General features: G+C 65.8%; 20 protein-coding genes and 1 other RNA gene. 17 read left to right on the top strand and 4 right to left on the bottom strand.

Annotated elements, in window-relative coordinates; genetic code table 11:
• Positions 1-41: 41 nt before the first annotated feature.
• From rph to FLG15_RS16820, 8 genes are all read left to right on the top strand, one after another.
• Positions 42-767, top strand: a complete 726-nt coding sequence (rph, locus tag FLG15_RS16785; RefSeq protein WP_008575825.1) for a ribonuclease PH — start codon at positions 42-44, stop codon at positions 765-767.
• Positions 764-1,156, top strand: coding sequence for a VOC family protein (locus tag FLG15_RS16790; RefSeq protein WP_017156863.1), 393 nt, complete (start codon positions 764-766; stop codon positions 1,154-1,156). The genes rph and FLG15_RS16790 overlap by 4 nt, the downstream gene beginning before the upstream one ends.
• On the top strand, positions 1,153-1,752 hold the full coding sequence (rdgB, locus tag FLG15_RS16795) for an RdgB/HAM1 family non-canonical purine NTP pyrophosphatase (protein WP_057678147.1): 600 nt from the start codon (positions 1,153-1,155) through the stop codon (positions 1,750-1,752). Before FLG15_RS16790 ends, rdgB begins: the two co-directional genes overlap by 4 nt.
• Positions 1,753-1,767: 15 nt before the next feature.
• Complete coding sequence (gene hemW / locus FLG15_RS16800; RefSeq protein WP_057678146.1) at positions 1,768-2,925, top strand: radical SAM family heme chaperone HemW; 1,158 nt, start codon at positions 1,768-1,770, stop codon at positions 2,923-2,925.
• 298 nt (positions 2,926-3,223) lie between these two features.
• A complete protein-coding gene (locus FLG15_RS16805) occupies positions 3,224-5,653 on the top strand; it encodes a DUF1631 domain-containing protein (protein ID WP_057678145.1) in 2,430 nt (809 codons plus the stop codon).
• Entirely contained in the window at positions 5,650-5,997 is a 348-nt protein-coding gene (locus FLG15_RS16810; protein ID WP_017156859.1) for a PilZ domain-containing protein, read from the top strand. Before FLG15_RS16805 ends, FLG15_RS16810 begins: the two co-directional genes overlap by 4 nt.
• 203 nt (positions 5,998-6,200) lie before the next feature.
• Complete coding sequence (pepQ, locus tag FLG15_RS16815) at positions 6,201-7,523, top strand: Xaa-Pro dipeptidase (RefSeq protein WP_150146842.1); 1,323 nt, start codon at positions 6,201-6,203, stop codon at positions 7,521-7,523.
• A gap of 110 nt (positions 7,524-7,633) precedes the next feature.
• Positions 7,634-8,032: an XVIPCD domain-containing protein gene (locus FLG15_RS16820; RefSeq protein ID WP_150146845.1), complete on the top strand. Its 399-nt coding sequence runs from the start codon at positions 7,634-7,636 to the stop codon at positions 8,030-8,032.
• A gap of 162 nt (positions 8,033-8,194) precedes the next feature.
• Here the strand turns inward: FLG15_RS16820 and FLG15_RS16825 are convergent, their stop codons facing one another.
• Positions 8,195-9,523 carry an aminopeptidase P N-terminal domain-containing protein gene (locus FLG15_RS16825; RefSeq protein ID WP_057687084.1) on the bottom strand — a complete coding sequence of 443 codons (1,329 nt, stop codon included), beginning with the start codon at positions 9,521-9,523 and terminating at the stop codon, positions 8,195-8,197.
• Positions 9,524-9,532: 9 nt separating this feature from the next.
• Complete coding sequence (locus FLG15_RS16830; protein ID WP_017156855.1) at positions 9,533-10,075, bottom strand: YecA/YgfB family protein; 543 nt, start codon at positions 10,073-10,075, stop codon at positions 9,533-9,535.
• A 236-nt stretch (positions 10,076-10,311) separates the two neighbouring features.
• Between FLG15_RS16830 and FLG15_RS16835 the strand changes: the two genes are divergently transcribed.
• The 8 genes from FLG15_RS16835 to FLG15_RS16870 all read left to right on the top strand — a co-directional run bounded on the left by FLG15_RS16835 (position 10,312) and on the right by FLG15_RS16870 (position 14,889).
• The gene (locus FLG15_RS16835; RefSeq protein ID WP_003486122.1) at positions 10,312-10,533 is read left to right on the top strand and encodes a TIGR02449 family protein; all 222 of its coding nucleotides are present in this window, start codon (positions 10,312-10,314) and stop codon (positions 10,531-10,533) included.
• A complete protein-coding gene (locus tag FLG15_RS16840) occupies positions 10,530-10,829 on the top strand; it encodes a cell division protein ZapA (protein WP_003486119.1) in 300 nt (99 codons plus the stop codon). The genes FLG15_RS16835 and FLG15_RS16840 overlap by 4 nt, the downstream gene beginning before the upstream one ends.
• Before the next feature lie 95 nt (positions 10,830-10,924).
• Positions 10,925-11,108: non-coding RNA, 6S RNA (ssrS, locus tag FLG15_RS16845), on the top strand.
• A gap of 314 nt (positions 11,109-11,422) precedes the next feature.
• The gene (locus FLG15_RS16850; protein ID WP_057677949.1) at positions 11,423-12,013 is read left to right on the top strand and encodes a 5-formyltetrahydrofolate cyclo-ligase; all 591 of its coding nucleotides are present in this window, start codon (positions 11,423-11,425) and stop codon (positions 12,011-12,013) included.
• Entirely contained in the window at positions 12,010-12,486 is a 477-nt protein-coding gene (locus FLG15_RS16855) for an EVE domain-containing protein (RefSeq protein ID WP_039572009.1), read from the top strand. The genes FLG15_RS16850 and FLG15_RS16855 overlap by 4 nt, the downstream gene beginning before the upstream one ends.
• Positions 12,487-12,580: 94 nt before the next feature.
• Entirely contained in the window at positions 12,581-13,228 is a 648-nt protein-coding gene (gene rpiA, locus FLG15_RS16860) for a ribose-5-phosphate isomerase RpiA (RefSeq protein WP_057677950.1), read from the top strand.
• Positions 13,229-13,389: 161 nt separating this feature from the next.
• A complete protein-coding gene (locus tag FLG15_RS16865; protein WP_057677966.1) occupies positions 13,390-13,839 on the top strand; it encodes a DUF192 domain-containing protein in 450 nt (149 codons plus the stop codon).
• A gap of 168 nt (positions 13,840-14,007) precedes the next feature.
• Positions 14,008-14,889, top strand: a complete 882-nt coding sequence (locus tag FLG15_RS16870) for a SirB1 family protein (RefSeq protein WP_014090972.1) — start codon at positions 14,008-14,010, stop codon at positions 14,887-14,889.
• 145 nt (positions 14,890-15,034) lie between these two features.
• On the opposite strand, the gene FLG15_RS16875 is transcribed toward FLG15_RS16870, so the two are convergent.
• A complete protein-coding gene (locus FLG15_RS16875; protein WP_057677952.1) occupies positions 15,035-15,274 on the bottom strand; it encodes a rubredoxin in 240 nt (79 codons plus the stop codon).
• 23 nt (positions 15,275-15,297) lie between these two features.
• On the opposite strand from FLG15_RS16875, the gene thiE reads away from it, so the two are divergent.
• The gene (thiE, locus tag FLG15_RS16880; protein ID WP_057677953.1) at positions 15,298-15,915 is read left to right on the top strand and encodes a thiamine phosphate synthase; all 618 of its coding nucleotides are present in this window, start codon (positions 15,298-15,300) and stop codon (positions 15,913-15,915) included.
• A 911-nt stretch (positions 15,916-16,826) separates the two neighbouring features.
• On the opposite strand, the gene FLG15_RS23565 is transcribed toward thiE, so the two are convergent.
• Positions 16,827-20,006, bottom strand: coding sequence for a TonB-dependent receptor domain-containing protein (locus tag FLG15_RS23565; protein WP_209228191.1), 3,180 nt, complete (start codon positions 20,004-20,006; stop codon positions 16,827-16,829).
• Between the last annotated feature and the right edge of the window lie 74 nt (positions 20,007-20,080).

The raw sequence follows: 20,080 nt of genomic DNA on the forward strand, positions 1-20,080 counted from the left end.
CAGTGGCGCCAGACCCACCTCCCGACTTCCGGACTCATTGCATGACCTTTTCCCGTCCCAGCGGCCGCACGGCCGACCAGCTGCGCCCGGTGCGCATCGAACGCGCCTTCACCCGCCATGCCGAAGGCTCGGTGCTGGTCAGCTTCGGCGACACCCGCGTGCTGTGCACCGCCAGCGTGGAAAACCGCGTGCCGGGCTTCCTGCGCGGCAAGGGCGAAGGCTGGGTCACCGCCGAATACGGCATGTTGCCGCGCTCCACCCATACCCGTTCCGACCGCGAAGCAGCACGCGGCAAGCAGGGCGGACGCACGCTGGAAATCCAGCGCCTGATCGGCCGTGCACTGCGCGCCTGCGTGGACCGCAATGCGCTGGGCGAGCGCACCATCACCCTGGACTGCGACGTGCTGCAGGCCGATGGCGGCACCCGCACCGCGGCCATCACCGGCGCGTACGTGGCGCTGGCCGATGCGGTGAACCTGCTGATCAAGCGCGGCGACATCAAGAAGCACCCGCTGATCGGCGCGGTGGCTGCGGTGTCGGTCGGCATCTATCGTGGTGAACCGGTGCTGGACCTGGATTACCCGGAAGACAGCGACTGCGATACCGACATGAATGTGGTGATGAACGACGGCGGCGGCTTCATCGAGCTGCAGGGCACGGCCGAAGGCCACGCCTTCCGTCGCGACGAACTCAACGCGCTGCTGGCCCTGGCCGAAAAGGGCATGGGCGAGCTGTTCGCACTGCAACGCGCTGCGCTGGCCGGATGAGCCGCCGCATCGCCCTGACCACCTTGCTGGTTGCCGACTACGATGCGGCCATAGCCTGGTACACCGGCGCGCTGGGTTTCCACGTGCTGCAGGATCGCCCGCTCGAGGATGGCAAGCGCTGGGTCGTGATCGGCCCGGGCGGTGCAGACGATGCCGCCCTGCTGCTGGCGCAGCCGGCCGACGCCGCGCAACGCGCGCGCATCGGCGATCAGACCGGTGGGCGGGTGGATCACTTTCTCTACACCGATGACTTCTGGCGCGACCACGCGGCCATGCAGGCGTTCGGCGTGGAATTTCTGGAAACCCCGCGCGAAGAGCCGTACGGCACGGTGGCAGTCTTCCGCGATCTGTACGGCACCAAGTGGGATCTGCTGGAGCCCAAACGATGAAACAACTGGTCCTGGCCAGCGGCAACGCCGGCAAACTGGAAGAACTGCGCGCCATGCTCGCCGACCTGCCGCTGCGCATCGTCGCGCAAGGCGAGCTGGGCGTGGAAGATGTGCCGGAAACCGGCCTGACCTTCGTCGAGAACGCGTTGATCAAGGCACGTCATGCCAGCGCGGTGACCGGCTTGCCGGCGCTGGCCGATGACTCGGGGCTGATCGTGGATGCATTGGATGGCGCACCCGGTCTGTACAGCGCGCGCTATGCCGGCAGCCCCACCAACGCGCTGGCCAACAACGCCAAGTTGCTCGACGCGATGCGCGAGGTTCCGAGCGATCGCCGCAGCGCGCGGTTTTATGCGGTGATCGTGTTGCTGCGGCATCCGGAAGATCCGCAGCCGCTGATCGCCGAAGGCAGCTGGGAAGGGGTGATCACGACCGAACCGCGCGGCGATGGCGGTTTCGGCTACAACCCGGTGTTTCTGGATCCGGTGTATGGACTGACCGCGGCGGAGATGGACACCGCGTTGAAGAACCGCCTCAGCCATCGCGCGGTGGCCCTGGCCACGTTGCAGCACAAGCTGCATGCGCTGTCGTTGTAAGGCACACCTCGCGCAATGCCCCAGCTGATTCCGCCGCCGTTGTCGCTCTACGTGCACCTGCCCTGGTGCGTGCGCAAATGCCCGTACTGCGATTTCAATTCGCATGCGGCCAAGGGCGCATTGCCGTTCGAGGAGTACGTGGACGCGCTGATCTGCGATCTGGATGCGGACCTGCCATTGGTCTGGGGTCGCGTGGTGCACTCGGTGTTCTTCGGCGGCGGCACGCCCAGCCTGTTTCCGCCGCAGGCGATCGACCGCTTCCTGCAGGCAGCGGCGGCGCGGCTGCGTTTTGCGCCGAACCTTGAAATCACCCTGGAAACCAATCCCGGTACCGCAGAACACGGCCGTTTCGAGCACTACCGCGCTGCGGGCGTCAACCGCCTGAGCTTCGGCGTGCAGACCTTCGACGATGCGGCGCTGCAGCGACTTGGCCGCATTCACGACAGCGCCGAGGCCGAGCGCGCGATCAAACTGGCGCAAGACGCCGGCTACGATAATTTCAATATCGACCTGATGTACGCGCTGCCCGAGCAGACGCTGATGCAGGCCGAGCACGACCTGGAGCGTGCCTTCGCGCTGCAGCCGGCGCACCTGTCGCATTACCAGCTCACGCTGGAGCCGAACACGGTGTTCTTCGCGCGGCCGCCCAAGGGCATTCCCGACGACGATGCCGCCTGGGATATCCAGGAGCACTGCCAACGCCTGCTCGCCGACGCCGGCTACGCCCAATACGAAGTCAGCGCGTACGCCAGGCCGGGGCGACAGTGCGCGCACAACCTTAACTACTGGCGGTTCGGCGATTACCTGGGCATCGGTGCGGGCGCGCACGGCAAGATCAGTTCCGGGGCCGAACAGCACGTGCTACGGCGCTGGAAGCACAAGCATCCGCAGAGCTATCTGGCCAGCGCCGGTACCGCCGCATCCATCGGCGGGGACGAAATCGTGCCGAGCGAACGGCTGCCGTTCGAATACATGCTCAACCTGCTACGCCTGCATGAGGGCTTCCGGCTAAGCGATTTCGAGGCTTCCACTGGCCTTGCGGCCAGCGTCATCGAAGCGCCGCTGGCGCGCGCGGTGGCACAGGGCTGGATGACCCAGCAGGACGGGCGCGTGGTGCCGACCGAGTTGGGTCGGCGCTTTACCAATGATGTGGTCGAGCTGTTCCTGGTCTAAGCGCAGCGAAGAGCTGCGTTTACTGCCAGATCGGCGCGGTCGGGCGCTTGGCATCGGCATGTACCGCCTTGCGCACCGTGCGCCATCCACGCCTGGCTGACGCGCGTGCGCGAGGGGTGTGAGCGGATTGGGGCGCGCCGGCAGAACCGGGGCATCGGCCATACGCACTTGGCGCAGGCCCGCATGACCACTGGCTGACACATCGCGGGCCGGACACGCCGGCGCGGGCCGATGCCGCGCGGTCAGCGAAAAAACATGCTACATAGCTCACGCTTCGAACCAAGCCAGCCTCCCCCGGATGTCCATGCACGTGTCTCCCATGCAACCTGCAGTTAGCGGCCCGATTGCCGATGCGCCGGTATCCGCGCGTGGCCGGCGACTGCTCGGCATGCTGCACGCGCACTGCGTGCAGGCGTTGAGCGGACCGCTGCGACTGACCGTCGTCGAGCTGGAACGCGAGCTGTTGCATCAGGCCGAGCATGCACGCAATAGCCAGATCCAGGCCGAAACCTACGCACAGATGCGCGGCCTGCGCGACCACATCGACCGCTTCCCGCAGGCATTCCTGCAGGAACTGGCGCAAGCGCTGGCCAGCCTGCGTGAGCGCCCGGTGCTGACACCATTGACCGATGCGCCTGCGCCAGCACAGATGCTGACCCTGGTCGAAGACACCGATATCGACCGCGACATTGTCTTGAGCGACATCGCACGCCGCGAAACCTCGCGGCGCGCCGATGCCCTGCACCTGCTGGCGCAGCGCCTGGCGGTGATCGGTGCGGTGGCCGAATTCGAGCTGGAAGAATTGCCGCTTGGTCCCTACGCGCTGTGCCGCATCGTGCGCCAGTGCGGTCAGACGCTGGGGCTGAACCTGGATGGGCAGCTGACGCTGTACAAGGTGTTCGAGCGCCAGGTGATGGACCGACTGGGCGACCTGTTCGAAAGTGCCAACAGCGCGCTGGCCCAGGAAGGCATCCTGCCGGGATTGATCTATCACCCGTATCTGGTCAAACCCACGCAGGTGCAGACGCGGCGTGCGCCACCGGCAGCGGCGCATGGGTCGAAGGACGCTGTCGCACCGAATACGCCTGGTGCGGGCCCGCGCACGCCGCGACCGGCCACCGGCTGGGCAGGCCAAGCCGCACCGACGGCGTGGCAGAGCGCCTTGCTGGATCCCGCTGCCGCGCCACCAGCAATGGCAATCGCCCCGCCTGCGCAGGCACTGTCGCCGGCGCTCAGCGACGCAGTCCAGGCGCTGGGCGGCTTGATGGCGTCGGCACGGCAGTCGCAGGCAGCGGCACACGCAAGCCACGCAGGCGCGAGGGCGCCCGCCCATCACCAGATCACGGCGCCCTCTCCTAGCTCGCTCGCCGCGGTGGCCCAGGCATCGCAGCACAGTGCGGCCGTTGCGGTGCCCAAGGCAGCGCTTGGCGATGCATTGGCCAGCCTGCAAGGTGCGCTGGCCACGCAGGCGGCAGCAACGCCACAGGCATCCGGCATCGATGCGCTGCAGCGGCAGGTGCTGGAAGTGCTGCGCCGTCAGCACGGCCCCGATGCCACACTATCGCCGCAGGACAACGACACCTTCGACCTGCTCGGCCTGCTGTATGCGCAGATGCAGCGCGAGGTGCGTGAGCAAGCTCCCGCCCAGGCGCTGCTTGCCAAGTTGCAGGTGCCGGTGGTGCGCGCGGCGTTGGCCGATGCGCATTTTTTCGTGCGCGACCAGCACCCGGTGCGCGAATTGCTCAACACCGTTGCCGAGTCCGGGGCCGTGTGGCTGGGCGAGGACGATGCCGACCCGCAACTGCTGCACAAGCTGGGCAGCGCGGTCGACAAGATCGTCCACGACTATCAAGGCGACGAGGCTGTTTTCGCCGCGGCCAACGACGACATCCAGGCCCATCTGCGCACCCTCGCGCGCAAGGCCGAGGTGGCCGAGCGGCGGCATGTGGATGCTGCGCGCGGGAAGGAGCGACTGGAATCTGCCAAGCAGCAGGCCCAAGCGCGCATCGAGCAGCTGTGCGAACAAAGCGCGCCACCGCGCTTTGTGCAATCGCTGCTGCGCCAGGCCTGGTCGGACGTGCTCACGCTGACCTTGCTGCGGCAGGGCGAGCAGTCGCCCGAATGGGAGGAGCGCCAGGCGCTGACCGCACGCATTGGCGAGGTCACCTGCCTCAGCAAGGGCCAACCCACCGACATCGCACTGGGCACCGACGTGGAAACCGCGTTGCTGCAGGTGGGGTATCACCACGACGAAGCAGCGGCGATCGCACGGCGCTTGTCCACGCCCGGTGGCGAGGACGAGGTGACCTCGCGCACCGAGCTTGCCGCCAAGCTCAAGGCACGCGCGCGGCTTGGCGAGCAGGGCGACAACGCTCCGCGCAAGCAGGCGGCCACGCCACGCACGCCTGCCGAAGAGGAGTGCTACCTGCAGGTGCGCAGCTTGCCGTTCGGCACCTGGTTCGAATTCGTGGTCAACCAGCAAGGCGACCTGCGCCGGCAACGCCTGTCCTGGTACAGCCCGATGACCGGCAACGCGCTGTTCGTGAACCAGCGCGGGCAGAAGGTTGGCGAGCACTCGCTGGACAGCCTGGCGCGGCTGATGGCCGGTGGGCAGGCACGTTTGGTGGTGGAAGAAAAATCGCGTCTGATCGATCGCGCCTGGCATGCCACCGTGCGCACGCTGCGCAGCCTGGCCGGCCAGTCGCCTGTTGCCGAGGCCCAGCCATGATCCAGGACACCCGCCGTGCACCGCGCCGCCAGCCAACCGACCTGCTGCCGGTCATCGACATGCTCAGCGAGGCGCAGATCGGCCGGGTCGGCAATGTGTCCGAAACCGGCATGCTGTTGTTGGCCTCGGTGCCGCTGCACGACGACGCCTTGTACCAGTTGCGCTTCTCCCTGCCCGAGCGGGTTGGCCGCGCGACCGAGATCGATGTCGGCGTGCACCTGCTATGGTCCGAAGCCGCACACGCACCCGGGCAGGCCTGGGCGGGCTTCCGCTTCCTGACCATGTCCGAGCCGCACCGGCAACGCCTGCGCGCCTGGATCGCCGAAGAACACATGGCCGGGTAAGCGCGCCGTCACACGGCGCCGCAACGGCCAAGCGGGCGCTGCCGATGCGTGGCGCTGCAGGCATATGCGTTCACTGTTGTTCCGTCGCGCCGGCGGTTGCCCACTGGCAATTGCGCCTTGGTTGTTGGCCATATCAGACACAGCGCCGTTGCAGGGATTGCGGCAAACTGCGCATCGCCTTTGCATTGCCGATCGAGCCCCGCATGCCCCAGCCCTCCTTGAGCAGCCTGTACTCCGACCACCTGCGTACCCTCACCGCGCGCGCCGACCAAGCGCTGCAGCGCGGCGGTTTCGAGCATCTGGTGGTTCCCAGCGGCAGCACGCATTACCAGCTGTTCGACGACCGCGATTATCCCTATGCGGTGAACCCGCAGTTCAAGGCCTGGGTGCCGCTGACACGGGTCCCCAACAGCTGGCTGGTCTACACGCCGGGCAAGCGCCCGACGGTGATCTTCCATCAGCCATTCGACTACTGGCATGTGGTGCCCGACGCGCCCAGCGGCTGGTGGGTCGACCACTGCGACATCCACATCATCCGCACTCCGGAGCAGGCGCTGGCGCTGCTGCCCAAACACGTTGAGCGCTGCGCGATTCTCGGCGAGCCGCAAAGCACGATCGGTGCATATGTGCCGAACAACCCGCAGCCGGTGCTGGATTACCTGGAATACCAGCGCGCGTTCAAGACGCCCTACGAACTGGCATTGCTGCGCATCGCCCAGCAGCTGGCGGTGCGCGGCCATCGTGCTGCGGAAGCCGCGTTCCGCGCCGGACAAAGCGAATTCGGCATCCACATGGCGTATTGCGCGGCCGTGGGCCAGGACGCCAATGAATTGCCTTACGGCAACATCATCGCGCTCAACGAACACGGCGCGGTGCTGCACTACACCGAACTGGGCCAGCAGCCGCCGCCGCTGCGTAGCTTCCTGATCGACGCCGGCGCCTCCGCATACGGCTACGCCAGCGACATCACCCGCACCTACGCCGCCGACCCCGGCAGCGACTTTCAGGCGCTGATCGACGCGGTGGATGCCGCCCAGCAGCGCATGGGTCAGAACGTGCGCGCCGGCGTGGATTACAAGCAGCTGCACATCGACGCGCATCTGGCGTTGATGGGCATCCTCAAGGAGTTCGACGTGCTGACCGTCTCGCCGGAAGCGGCGTTGGCCACCGGCGTCAGCGCCGCGTTCTTCCCGCATGGGCTGGGCCACCTGATCGGCCTGCAAGTGCACGATGTGGCCGGTTTTGCCGCCAGCGACCGCGGCGGCCGCATCGAACGCCCGGCCGGCCACCCGTACCTGCGCCTGACCCGCGTGCTGGAACCGGGCATGGTGGTGACCATCGAACCTGGCGTGTACTTCATCGACATGCTGCTGGACCAAGTGAAGAAGAATGGCCACGCCGCCAGCGTCAACTGGCAGCGCGTGGAAGCCTTCAAGCCCTACGGCGGCATTCGCATCGAAGATGAGGTGGTGTGCACCGACGGCAACGCGGAAAATCTGACCCGCCCGGTCTTTGCCGCCGCCTAAGCACCAGGCGCAACTGACCACACCACGGTTGCGAAGTGGGTTTTCAGCCGCGCCATCCACCGCCCGATCATGCCCCGCGACGTTTGGGCACCACCACACGGAATACCGCCATGAACGACCCACGCCAGAGCGCGCACCCGGACCACGCGATGTATCAACAGATCGAACGCGGCGTACATGCGATCGACGCGGCGCACGGCCGCGTCCCCGATCAGGCCAGCGCACGCCTCACCGCCGCCTTGTTGCCACTGGCCAAGGAAGGCGGGCTCTCGCGCGTGGATCATGTATTGATGAGCGAAGCGAACAATCGCGGCGTGCACGGTGGCGAGAACGTGTTCGTGGTGCAGGGCGACCCGGCCAACCCGGCGCATCTGCGCGCGCACATGAAGACCGAACAGGCGCTGGGCACGCCGGAAGAGCAATCGTTCGAGCGCGCGCGCCAGCTCGGCGGGCAGAGCGCGCCAGTGCAACAGCCCGAGCGCACGCAGGTGCCGCAGCTGGGCCAATAACCGCGGCCGACACATGCCCGCCCAGCTGCCCGGTGTGCGCGGCCGATGCCCAATATCGGCGTGCACCACAGCGCGACGGCTGCGATTACGCTGCGCCTGCGCCTGCGGTCATGACGCCCGCTGCAGCGTGTCGGTCCTTGTCAATTCCCCGCGCGCCGGCGCTCATGCGCCGCCGGCCATCTCCGCTTCGATCTCGTCGGCACTGCGCGCCAGCGCACCGGTCAGTACACGGTGGCCATCGGCCGTGATCAGCACATTGTCTTCGGTGCGAATGCCGATGCCGCGCCACTTGGCCTCTACCGAGGTGTCGTCGGCCGACACGTAAAGCCCCGGCTCGATGGTGAACACCATGCCGGGCTCGAGCAGCCGCGAATCGCCGGCCAGCCGATAGTCGCCCACATCGTGCACATCCAGGCCCAACCAGTGGCCGGTCTTGTGCCGATAAAAACGCTTGTAGTGTCCATCGGCGATGTTGCGTTCGAGCTTGCCCTTGAGCAGGCCCAGCCGTAGCAGGCCTTCGGTCAAGGTTTCCACTGCAGCCAGATGCCCTGCCTCGTACGCCACGCCCGGGCGCGCCTGGGCAAGCGCAGCCGCCTGCGCAACACCGACCAGATCGTGCAATGCACGCTGCGCTGGCGTGAAGCGGCCGTTGACCGGAAAGGTGCGGGTGATATCGGCCGCATAGCCGCGATATTCGGCACCGGCATCGATCAGCACCAGCTCGCCGTCGCGGCTGCGCGCAGTGTTGGCGCGGTAATGCAGCACGCAGGCGTTGCTGCCGGTGCCGACGATGCTGCCGTAGGCCGGCCATGCATCGGCAGCGCGGAATTCGCGCTCGACCTCGGCCTGCAGTACGTATTCGTGCACACCCGGCCGCGCCAGCCGCATCGCTGCACGGTGCGCGCGCACGCTGATGTCGGCAGCTTGCTGCATCAGCGCGATTTCGTCGCGTGATTTGAACAGGCGCTGCTCATGCAACAGATGCCCGAGCTCGAGGAATTCGTGTGGCGGCTGCGCCCCGTGGCGCACCTGCTCGCGCACGCGCTTGAGCCAGCCGATCAATTTGAGATCGAAATCGACATCGCGCCCGAAGTGGTAATACACGCGGCTACGCCCTTCCAGCAGGCCGGGCAGGATCTCGTCGACATCGTCGATGGGGTACGCATCGTCCATGCCGTAGCGCTCCACCGCACCTTCCTGGCCCTCGCGCGGGCCATCCCAGGCTTCGCGCTCGGCATCGCGTTCGCGGCAGAACAGAATCGCCTCGCCATGCTTGCGGCCGGGCACCAGCACCAGCACCGCTTCGGGCTCCGGAAACCCACTCAGATACCAGAAATCCGAATCCTGTCGATACGGGTAATGCGTGTCGTGGCTACGCACGCGCTCAGGCGCGGCCGGCAAGATCAGAATGGCCTGCTCGCCCGCCATCTGCATCAGCTGCTTGCGCCGGCGCGCGTACTCGGCCGCGCCAATCCCGGTGAGCTTCTTCATGCAGGGCAGTCAGTTCAGACGTTGGCGAAAGCGCGGCCCCATCACGCAGTCGCCATGCAGCAACAGCACCGCCACGCGCACGAATTCTTCGATCTCGGCCAAGGCGGTGTCGTCCTCGTCGGCCGCGTCGAAGTCCTCGCTGGAGGCCTGCGCCAGACGCGCCAGATCCTGCAGCGCTTCCTCGCCTTCTTCGCTCAGTGCCGGACGCTGCTGCGCAGCCAGGCCGAAGCCGCCCAGGAAGGCCCGACACCAGTCGAACAACGCATCGGTGCGCGCCGGCAACGGGGCGCCGTCTTCCACGAGCAGCAGCTCGAAGGCGAAATCGCGGTCTTCCAGTTGCGCCACGGTGGCCTGCCGCAGCTGATCCAGCGCTCCACCCTGCTTGGGCGCCACCTGCCCACTGTCGGCCAGAATGCGCGCCAGCCAGTCGGCGCTGTCGGCACCGCCGCCGGAGAGCCACCCGCACAGCCCGCCATGCAACTCCGCCGCAGAGGACGCCAGCGCGAGCTGACGGCTTTCATTTTGCACAGCGGTTACGTCGGGCAGATCCATCGGGTCATCCAGGCTGAAGAGCGAAAGGTGCCGGCGCACGGCCGGCGATATGACTTGCCAGTGTACCAAGGCGGCCTGCGTGGGCCGCGATCTGCGCGTTCCAGCGCGCGTTCCACGCCTGCAATGTCGACCTGCCTGGATCCTGTGGCAGGCCTTGCAGGGCTTGGGCCGACGCCAGGGATCGGGGCAGGCGTGGGCGCTTGACCACCCCGCGCACGCGCCCCTATCGTGAGCGCATGGACAACGCTGCCGCCCTCGCTCAGATCCGCGCACTCGCCGCCCGCGTGGAGGCGTTGGTGGAGCGTACCCAGCGGCTCACCGACGAAAACCGCAGCCTGCGTCACCAGCAGGAGCAACTCATCGGCGAGCGCTCGCAACTGTTGACCAAGAACGAGCAGGCGCGCTCGCGGGTGGAAGCGATGATCGCCCGCCTGAAGTCATTGGAGCAGCACACGTGAGCAACAACGAACCGGTCAGCGTGCGCATTCTGGATCGTGAATACACGGTGGGCGTGACGGCAGACGAGCGCGAAAGTCTCACCGCCGCCGCGCGGCTACTGGATCTACGCATGCGTGAGATCCGCGGCAGCAATCGCATGGCGGCAGTGGATCGTGTCGCGGTGCTGGCCGCGCTCAATCTGGCGCACGAATTGCAGCAACTGCGCGAACAGCAGGCGCTCTACGATCGCGAACTGGCAAATACGCTGGACACCTTGAATCGCCGGCTCGACAGCGTTGCCGACACGCCGCGTTGAGCGGAATTCGCACTGCCATCGCAAATATGAATCTTCAAGTCCGCTGACCGATGAATGGGCTAGCCATCGCGGCACAGAGGTCTATAATTCGCCTGCGTTCTCTGCTGTAAACGACAGCGTGCAAAACATTCGCCTTGTCCCTTAATTACGACCACGGGGGCGCGACGAAGCCGGGTGTGCAAGTCCGCCTTGTAGCGGGAAGCCCGATGGCCTCACAACGTCCCCACTTGAACCCCGGGTTCAAGGTCGTTTCGCCCGCATCGTCACGGCGGAGAATGCAAATCTGAAACGGCGCCTTCGGGCGTCGTTTCTTTTTGCGCGTCTGGAGGTCTGACGTGCGGCAGTTGAAGCGGCACGGCGGGCCCGTTGCGCTCGCGATGCTGGTGCTGTGTCGGTGGCGTTGCCGCGCGCGGCGATGCGCATATCGCCCACGCATGTGCAGATGCAGCGGAGATGTCCGGGCAGCGTGCACCCCGTACGGCTCTCTCGGCATGCCCGCAGTGCAATCGCAGCTGTGGGCCGCATCGCACCCACGCTAGGCAGGCGCGTGCGCGCATTCGACAATGCAACTCCGATTGCGCTGCGAGACACCGATGACCGAGGACCGAGATGCGTTGCGCCAGCAGTTGCGCGCACACCGCCGCAGCCTGCCGGCGGCGCAGCGCCTGGCCGCCGCCGATGCATTGGCACAGCGTTTGCTTGCGCTGCCGTTCGCACCGCACAGCGGTGCCGTGGCGGGGTACTGGGCGATGGACGGCGAAATTGCGCTGCATCGCTGGCAGCTGACCCTGCCGGCGGGGGTGCGCTACTGCCTGCCGGTGCTGGATGGGCGCGTGCTGCGCTTTGCACCGTGGCGACCGGGCCAGCCACTGGTGAGCAATCGCTACGGCATTCCGGAGCCGGATGTGGCGCGCGCCGACACGTTGGCAGCGGAGGAGATGGCACTGGTGGTCGCGCCGCTGACCGGTTTCGATGCGGCGTGCCGTCGGCTGGGGATGGGAGGCGGCTGGTATGATCGCAGCTTCGCGTTCCGGCATCGCCAGGCGCCGCCTCCCTGGTTGGTCGGTGTTGGCTTCGCTGCGCAGCAGGTGCCCGCCCTGGATTCCGAAACATGGGATGTGGCGGTCGACGCCATCTGCACCGAACACGCCACCTTCCTGAAAGACGACACCGTTTCCGAATGACTGCCCGCAAGCGCTACTGGTTGATGAAGTCCGAGCCGGACACCTTCTCCATCGATGATCTGGAACGCGTCGGCACCGAGCCGTGGAACGGCGTGCGCAACTACCAGGCGCGCAACTTCATGCGCGATGGCATGCGGGTAGGCGATGGGGTGTTTTTTTATCACTCCAACTGCAAGGTGCCCGGCATCGTCGGCATCGCCAAGGTGGCGAGCGAGGCGTACCCGGACGACACCCAGTTCGACCCGTCCTCCGACTACCACGACCCAAAATCCACGCGCGAAGATCCGCGCTGGATGCTGGTGGACGTGGCCTTCGAGCGCAAACTCACACGCACGATTTCGCTGGATGAAATCAAGCAGCAGGCCGATGCGCTCGGCGAAGGCTTTGCGCTGATCGCACGCGGCAACCGCCTGTCGATCCTGCCGGTCACCGCCGCACAGTGGAAGCTGTTGTTGGCGATGGAAACGCCGTGATTGGGGATTGGGCAGTTGGGATTTGCCCATTGCCCCCGCGTGACCGGCTCTTCCGAATCCCAAATCCCCAATCACCCATCCCGAGCTCCTACCCATGTCCGAAGCAAAACGCCTGGCCGCCGAAAAAGCGATCGATTACGTGGAAGACGGCATGATCGTCGGAGTGGGCACCGGCTCGACGGTGGCTTACTTCATCGACGCGCTTGGCCGCATCGGCCATCGCATCAAGGGCGCAGTGTCCAGCTCCGAACAGAGCACCGCGCGCCTGCGCCAGCATGGCATCGAGGTGTTTGACCTCAATCACACCGGCAACCTGTCGCTGTATGTGGACGGCGCCGACGAATGCGACCCGAACCGTTGTCTGATCAAGGGCGGCGGCGCAGCGCTGACGCGTGAGAAGATCATCGCCGAAGCCAGCGAGCGCTTCATCTGCATCGTCGACCCCAGCAAGCAGGTGCCGGTGCTGGGCAAGTTCCCGCTGCCGGTGGAAGTGATTCCGATGGCGCGCAGCCTGGTCGCCCGCCAGATCCTGGCGTCGACCGGCGGCCAGCCGGTGTGGCGCGACGGCGTGGTGACCGACAACGGCAACGTGGTGCTGGACGTGCACAACCTGCAGATCACCGACCCGGTGGCGCTGGAGCGCAGCTTGAACCAGATTCCCGGCGTGGTCTGCGTGGGTTTGTTCGCGCGCCGGCCGGCCGATGTGGTGATCGTGGGCGGCGAGCCACCGCGGGTGATCTGAAGATCGCGTGCGGGCCTTCGCATGCGCAGTGACGGCTCGCATTGCGAAGCGATGGCGGATCGCACTATCGTGCTTGCAGCAACCGCACGACGCGCCGCGGCAGCTTGACGCGCGCAGCCGCTTGGCAGATGGTGCGGCATCCCCGCCAGTTGGTATGCCGCATGCGTTGTTCGCGTTTTCTCGTCCTTGCGCTTCTGGCCCTGCTTGGCGGCTGCGCCAGCAGTGGCGACAGCTGGGTAGAACTGGCAGGCACGCGCTACAAGGTGGAACTGGCGCAGAACGATGCCGATCGCGCCAAGGGGCTGATGTTTCGCGATGCCATGGACCAGGACCGCGGCATGCTGTTCATCCACGACCGCCAGGAGCCGCTGGCGTACTGGATGAAGAACACCAAGATCGCGCTGGATATCCTGTATTTCGATGAACAGCGCCGGCTGGTTTCCCAGCAGCGCGACGTGCCGCCGTGTTCGGCCGGCGATGCCTGTCCGCCCTACCCCAGCAGGCAACCCGCACGCTATGTGCTGGAGCTCAACGCGGGCCAGGCCGCCAAGCTTGGCCTTCAGGACGGCGCCGCGCTGCGCCTCAGCCCGGACATCCCGACGCTCAAATAAGCGGCTGCGACCAGGCGCCGGGGCCAAACCAGCCGCGCGCGTGGGGCCTGACGACGGGCTAGACCCGCGCGTCACGTCCCCGAACGGCGTTGGCGGCCATCGGACGCAGAGCCGCCTTCCAGCGTTACGTGTTCATGCGGCCGGCGTCCCTGTCAGGAAGTACCGGACTTGAACCCTGCGCCGCTTGCCGACACTCTTGGCAGCATGGTCGACATGCTCCCACTTCCCCATTGGACCGCGCTCGCCAGCCTGGACGACGATGCGGTGCCGTTGATGTCCACCGCGCTGCTGATTGCGCGCGACGAGTATCCGCAGCTGGATGCCGAGCTGTACGACACGCTGGTGCAGAGCCACGTCGAGCATCTGCGCCGCGAAGTGGACGCAATCGATCTTTGGCCGCTGAAGATGGCGGCGGTCAATCGCTACCTGTTCGACGAGCTGGGCTATTCGGGCAACCACGACGAGTATTACGACCCGCGCAACAGCTACCTCAACCAAGTGTTCGAGCGCCGGCTTGGCAACCCGATTTCACTGGCGATGGTGCAGATCGAAGTGGCGCGCCGGCTGGGCATCCCGTTGGCCGGGGTGTCGTTTCCCGGCCATTTCCTGGTGCGTCTGCCGGTAGATGACGGCGTACTGGTGATGGACCCGTTCAATGGCGGCCGTCCGCTGGGCGTGGATGAGCTGCGCGAACGTGCCCGCCCGCATCTGGGTGGCGAGATTCCCGACGACCGCGCGCTGGCGCAGATTCTCGACCCCGCCCCGCATCGCGCGATCTTGATCCGCATCCTGCGCAACCTGCACGGCGTCTATGCCGATGCCGAGCACTGGGACCGCGCTGCCCGCAGCGCCGACCGCATCCTGAAGCTGGTGCCCGACCAACCCGAGGCCCTGCGCGACCGTGGCATGGCCTATCTGCATCTGGGCCACCGCAACGGCGCACGCCACGATCTCTCGCGCTACCTGGTGCTCAACCCGGGCGCGCAGGACGCGGCGCATCTGCACGAACACCTGGTGGAATTGAACAGCCAGCGCGCGCGGGCGCATTGAGCGGATAGACGCGCCGGCTGGCTAGGCCGGTCTGCGCGGACAAGGCACCGCCGCGTGGTTCTCGGCAACCCAGGTACTCGCCTGCCCCCATCGCAGCGGCATCGTGGTCGGGCACATTGCCTGATTGCACACCGTTGGCGGCAGCTCAGTCGATCTCCACCATCTCGAAGTCCTTCTTGGTCACGCCGCAATCGGGGCAGGTCCAGGTGTCGGGCACGTCCTGCCAGCGGGTGCCCGGGGCGATGCCTTCTTCGGGGATGCCGTCGGCCTCGTGGTAGAGAAACCCGCAGACGACGCACATCCAGGTGCGGTAGGTGGTCGTGGATGTCTCGCTCATCGGATAATCGCGGTCATGCAACAGTGGGCCTGCATTGTCCCATCCCATCCACCGCTTTCGGAAGCGTTGCCATGCCCAACCGTCTTAACGTTCGCGGCGTCTATCTGATCACCCCCGACGAGCCCAACACGCAGCGCCTGTTGCTGCGCACGGCGCCGTTGCTGGGGTCGATCACCTGGCTGCAATACCGCAACAAGCAGGCGGATGCGGCGCTGCGGATGCGCCAGGCCGGCGCCTTGCGCGAGGCCTGCGCGGCCCATGGCGTGCCGTTGATCATCAACGACGATGCGCAGCTGGCGGCGCAGGTCGGTGCGCAAGGCGTGCATCTGGGCGAAGACGATGGCGACGTGGCGGCAGCGCGCGCGCTGCTGGGCGAACAGGCCATCATCGGGGTGTCGTGCTACGACGATATCGAGCGCGCGCGCGCCGCCGCAAGAGCGGGCGCCAGTTATGTGGCCTTCGGTGCATTTTTCCCGACCACCACCAAGCAGACCACCCGGCGTGCGACGCCTGCATTGCTGCAGCAGGCCGCCGAACTCGACCTGCCGCGCGTCGCGATCGGTGGCATTGCGCCTGCGCAGGTGCCTGCGCTGGCGAGTGCGGGTGCGGACTTGATTGCCGTGGTCAGTGGCGTTTACGCGGCGCCTGATCCGCTCGCCGCGGTGCAGGCGTATCGCGCCGGGTTTTGATCAAAAGCGGCGAACGACACTTTTGCGCAGCCGCCAGGTGCACGGCCGATGCTGGAATCGGCATGTCCCGCCCGTGCGCTGCGCTCACTCCGCCGTCCGCGCCCACCTGACAACGGCTCGCGGCGTTTGTTCGCCGCGATGCGGCAGCGTTGCAGGCAATGAAGCTGACGTCTGGCGCTTGGTCGTCCAGCCTTGAGTCCGCTTGAACAGACAGCGCGCTCTTGCTGTATTCGCTTGCTTGCAAGCGCTAGCTGCTCGAGTGCGCGGCGCCCTCGCCAGACAGTTGGCTGGCGGCCAACCGAGAGCGGGTCATTGCATCGGCGGCCACGCTGCTGCCGATTGCTTCGTTACGGCACTTGCCAGGCACGACGAGACAATGACAAGAGAAGCTGGTGATTGACCGATGTGGAAAGCGCCTCAAGCGCTGCTCTCACATGCACATCAACCAACGCGACAGGCCCTTGCCCGCCTACCGTCGCGGAACCTTACGCGGCATGGATGCCGCGTAAGAGCTTACATGGACGTACTTTCAGCGTGTCCGGCGATGATAGGCGGGCAAGGGCCCTGCAGCCAAGAAGCAGATCTAGGCTCCTAGGCGTGGCCATGCAAACCGTCCAATCCACTTCAAGACCGCGACATGTATTTCGCTGCATCGCGTTGCCTCGAACGTCGCGTGCGCGGTGCGTTCGCCAGACAGTTTGCTGGCAGTTTTATTGAAAGCGATGCGTACACGCGATCATGACGCCCCCCTGCTAGCCGAACGCCGAGATCAAGTGCACTGCGCTCAGCAAGCCGGCTGTGTGTCTTCACTCAGCAGAGCCGCCCCAATTCGACCGCCATCCCCGAAACAAAAAACAGCGACGCGTGCCATCACGCGTCGCTGCCGGGACTGTAGTTATCAAATGACGCGATTAGAAATCGTAGCTCAATGTCACCCGACCAGAGCGTGGTGCCTGATAGGCGACGACCTGGTCCCATAGCGGGTTGGTGGTGTTGTCGGGCAATTGCGAGAACGGGTAGATGTTGGTCGCGGTCTGCTCGTTGGTGATGTTGAATACGTCCAGGCGCAACGCCAGCTTGCCATCCGCAAATGCCGGCTTGTAGGTCACGCCCATGTCCAGCTGCGCGATCCAGCCCAGGCGCCCCTGCGAGCCGGGAGGCGATGCCACGCCGGTGCCGGTGGCCGGGTTGTAGCAGTAGTGGTACGGCCCACCGGTAATTGCACTGCCGCCATAGCCGGCCGGATCGCGGCCGCTGTATTCGGTCCCGTAGTAGTTGCCCAGGCAGTTGTGCGGCGCGCCGGAAATCAGGCTGAAATTGGCCGATGCGCCCCATTGCGGGGTGAATTGGTAGAAGCCGAACAACTTGAGCTGATGGCGATGATCGTTGGATTGATCGCCGTTGAAGTGCTCCATCAACGCAGGGTGGTCCCAGCTCTGCGTGGTCGAGACCGAAGCCTGTCCCTGATAGCTGCCCAGCGCGCCGCCGGTGCGCCACAGATCCGAACGCACCTGGCCCTCGGTGGTGCCGTAGCTGTGCGACCAGACGTAATTGACCTTGGCATACCACTTGCCGTCGAACGGACGCTCCAGATTGAATTCCACCGCCGAATAATTGCGCTTGAACTTCGGGAAACCCGCCGCCTCACGGCTCACCGAGACTTCGTGGAATTGGCCATCGGTGCCGATCACTCCCCAGGTATTGGTCTGGCCCGGATTGATCAACGATGCGCCCGCCACCTTGGAGAAATCGATGGTCACGCCTTGCGCCGCTGCCGCATCGATCAACGCGGTGTTGGAGACATCGTAGTTCTGGTCGTCGATGCCGGCATTGAGGCGGCGATGCGTGCCGCGTACGCCCAGCACCCAGCCGCTATCGAGTTGCTTGGTAAACCCGAGGATGAGTTCGTCCTGGTTTTCGCCTTCGATGTCCTTGGCCACCGCGGTGCGGACATCGGCGATGCGACCGAAGCGCGAATTGGCCGACACTGCCGAACCCAGCTGCTGGGCCAGGATCGGCGTGCCGTCGGCATTGATGCCGCTGTAGGTGAAGTAGGTATCGGTGGTCGTGGCCGGGGTGAACAGACTCACCGCCGATAGCGGCAGACCGAGGTAGTAACGGCCAAGATTACCGAACACCTTCAAGCTGGAATCGCCGTTGACGTCCCAGCTGAAGCCCATGCGCGGCGCCCACGCGTTGTCGATTTCGATGTAGGGATCGCCGAACGGGGTGTAGTTGGTGAACTCGTCCTTGCGCAGGCCCAGGCTCAGCAGCAGGTTGTCGGTGACCTGCCACTTGTCTTCGATGTAGTAGGCGCGTTGCTTGGCCTCGTACGAATACAGGCTGGTGTTGATGTTGCGCACCACGTAGTAGCCACTGGATCCGTTGACCGGATCCACCAAACCCGGGCTCGGCGCACCGATGCCGCCGGCTTCGTTGGCCGACTGGCTGACCAGACCGCCGGTGGCCAGCCCGTACGGGTCATTGGTCTGTCCGTAGGTCCAGGCAAACCCGGGGCCAGAGAGGATCGAGCCGACATCGATGCCTTCTGACTTCTGGTTGTCGATACCGAAGTTGAGCGTGTGGTGGCCGATGCGCCATTCCAGATTCAGGCGCTGGTTGTCTTTTTTGTACTCGCGGTCCGGGGAGCTGACCGAGGTGACCAGCTGGTTGCCGATGCGCGGTGTGCCGCCGGTGTAGGCAGGATTCTGCAATGCGGCGCTGTTGATCACTGGGCCACCAGCCGGGTCGTAGTTGAACGGCGTCAGTTCGTCGGGCGTTCTCATCTTGCCGTATAGGGCGGTCACGGTGAGGTTGTCGCTCAAATAGCCGGTGTACTTGCCGGTGAACAGCGTCGGCCCGGTTTTCCAGGTGGATTCGTCGGTGAAGTAGGCGCCACGCTCACGCGCGACATAGTCGTAGCGATAGATCGAGCCATTGGTTTCGGCGACGTCGCTGGCACCGGTCACCTCGATCAGGTGGTTGTCGGTGATGTTCCAGTCCACCTTGGCGTACCAACGTTTCTGCGTGTAGTCGTAGTCGGTGAGGCCGCCGGTGCGGCCGTTGTCGGTGTCGCGATTGGTGCCCACGCGCACGCCGTCAGAGTTCACCTGCTCGGCGGCCAGGAAGAAGAACAGCTTGTCCTGGATGATCGGTCCGCCGACATAGGCGCTGTAGGTGGTCTGGTTGGCCTCGGCCTCGCTGGCGGGCTGGTACAGGCCATTGGCCGCACGCGCATAACGGTAGGCGGCGTTGTTGATGGTGCTGCCCTGGCTGTCCGGGCGCCAATAGATGTCGCGCTGGTTGGCCTTCAGGCCGTTCGGCTCCCAGATCACTGCAGCGCCGAACTTCCACTCATTGGTGCCGCGCTTGCCGATCTGGTTGATCACCCCGCCGTTGGCGCGGCCGTACTGCGCGCCGTAGCCGCCGGTAAAGATTTCCTGCTGGTCGATGGCGCCGTACGGCAGGGTCAGGCCGCCCAGGTTGTTGCTGATGGTGGTGGTGTTGAAACCGTTTAGGTAGTACGTGTTTTCGCTGGCGGCCGAGCCGCCGAAGCTGGGGAGCGAGCCGCCGAGCGGGCCGTTGTCGAAGCCGCCGCTGTTGACCACCACCCCCGGTGCCAGCAGCGCAATCGCTTCGGCGGTGCGGCCCAGCGGCAGTTGCTGCAACTGTTCGGCGGTGACCACGGTGCGCGTATCCACGCTGCTGACGTCGATGGTGGTCAGGCTGGCGGCGCTGACGGTGACGCTGTCCAGGGTCTGCACGCCGTTCCCCGCGGCGCTGGCGGCGAACGACACGTCGGTATTGGCCCCGACGGTGATGGCGACGTTCTCGCGCGTCTCCACCACGGCGCCATCGCGCTTGACCGTCACTTTGTAGGTGCCCAGCGGCAGATTGCCGGCGGTGTAGCGGCCGCGTGCATCCACCGGCACCTCGCGGCTGAAGCCGCTATTGTTTTCCACCAGCACGCTCGTGCCACTGCCCTGCCCCACGCTGCCGACAATGCTGCCGGTGGTGGACTGCGCGTGGACGCTGCCCATGGCCACGACCAATGCCAATGCCAAGGCACGTTTCTGGATACTACGGTTCATGCTCTCTCCCCAGGTCTTGAACTGTCGGCAAGGCGACAAAAGAACGGTGCCAATGGCCACCGAAATCACACTTT

It is taken from the genome of Xanthomonas phaseoli pv. dieffenbachiae, assembly GCF_008639345.1.
Lineage (GTDB): Bacteria > Pseudomonadota > Gammaproteobacteria > Xanthomonadales > Xanthomonadaceae > Xanthomonas > Xanthomonas phaseoli.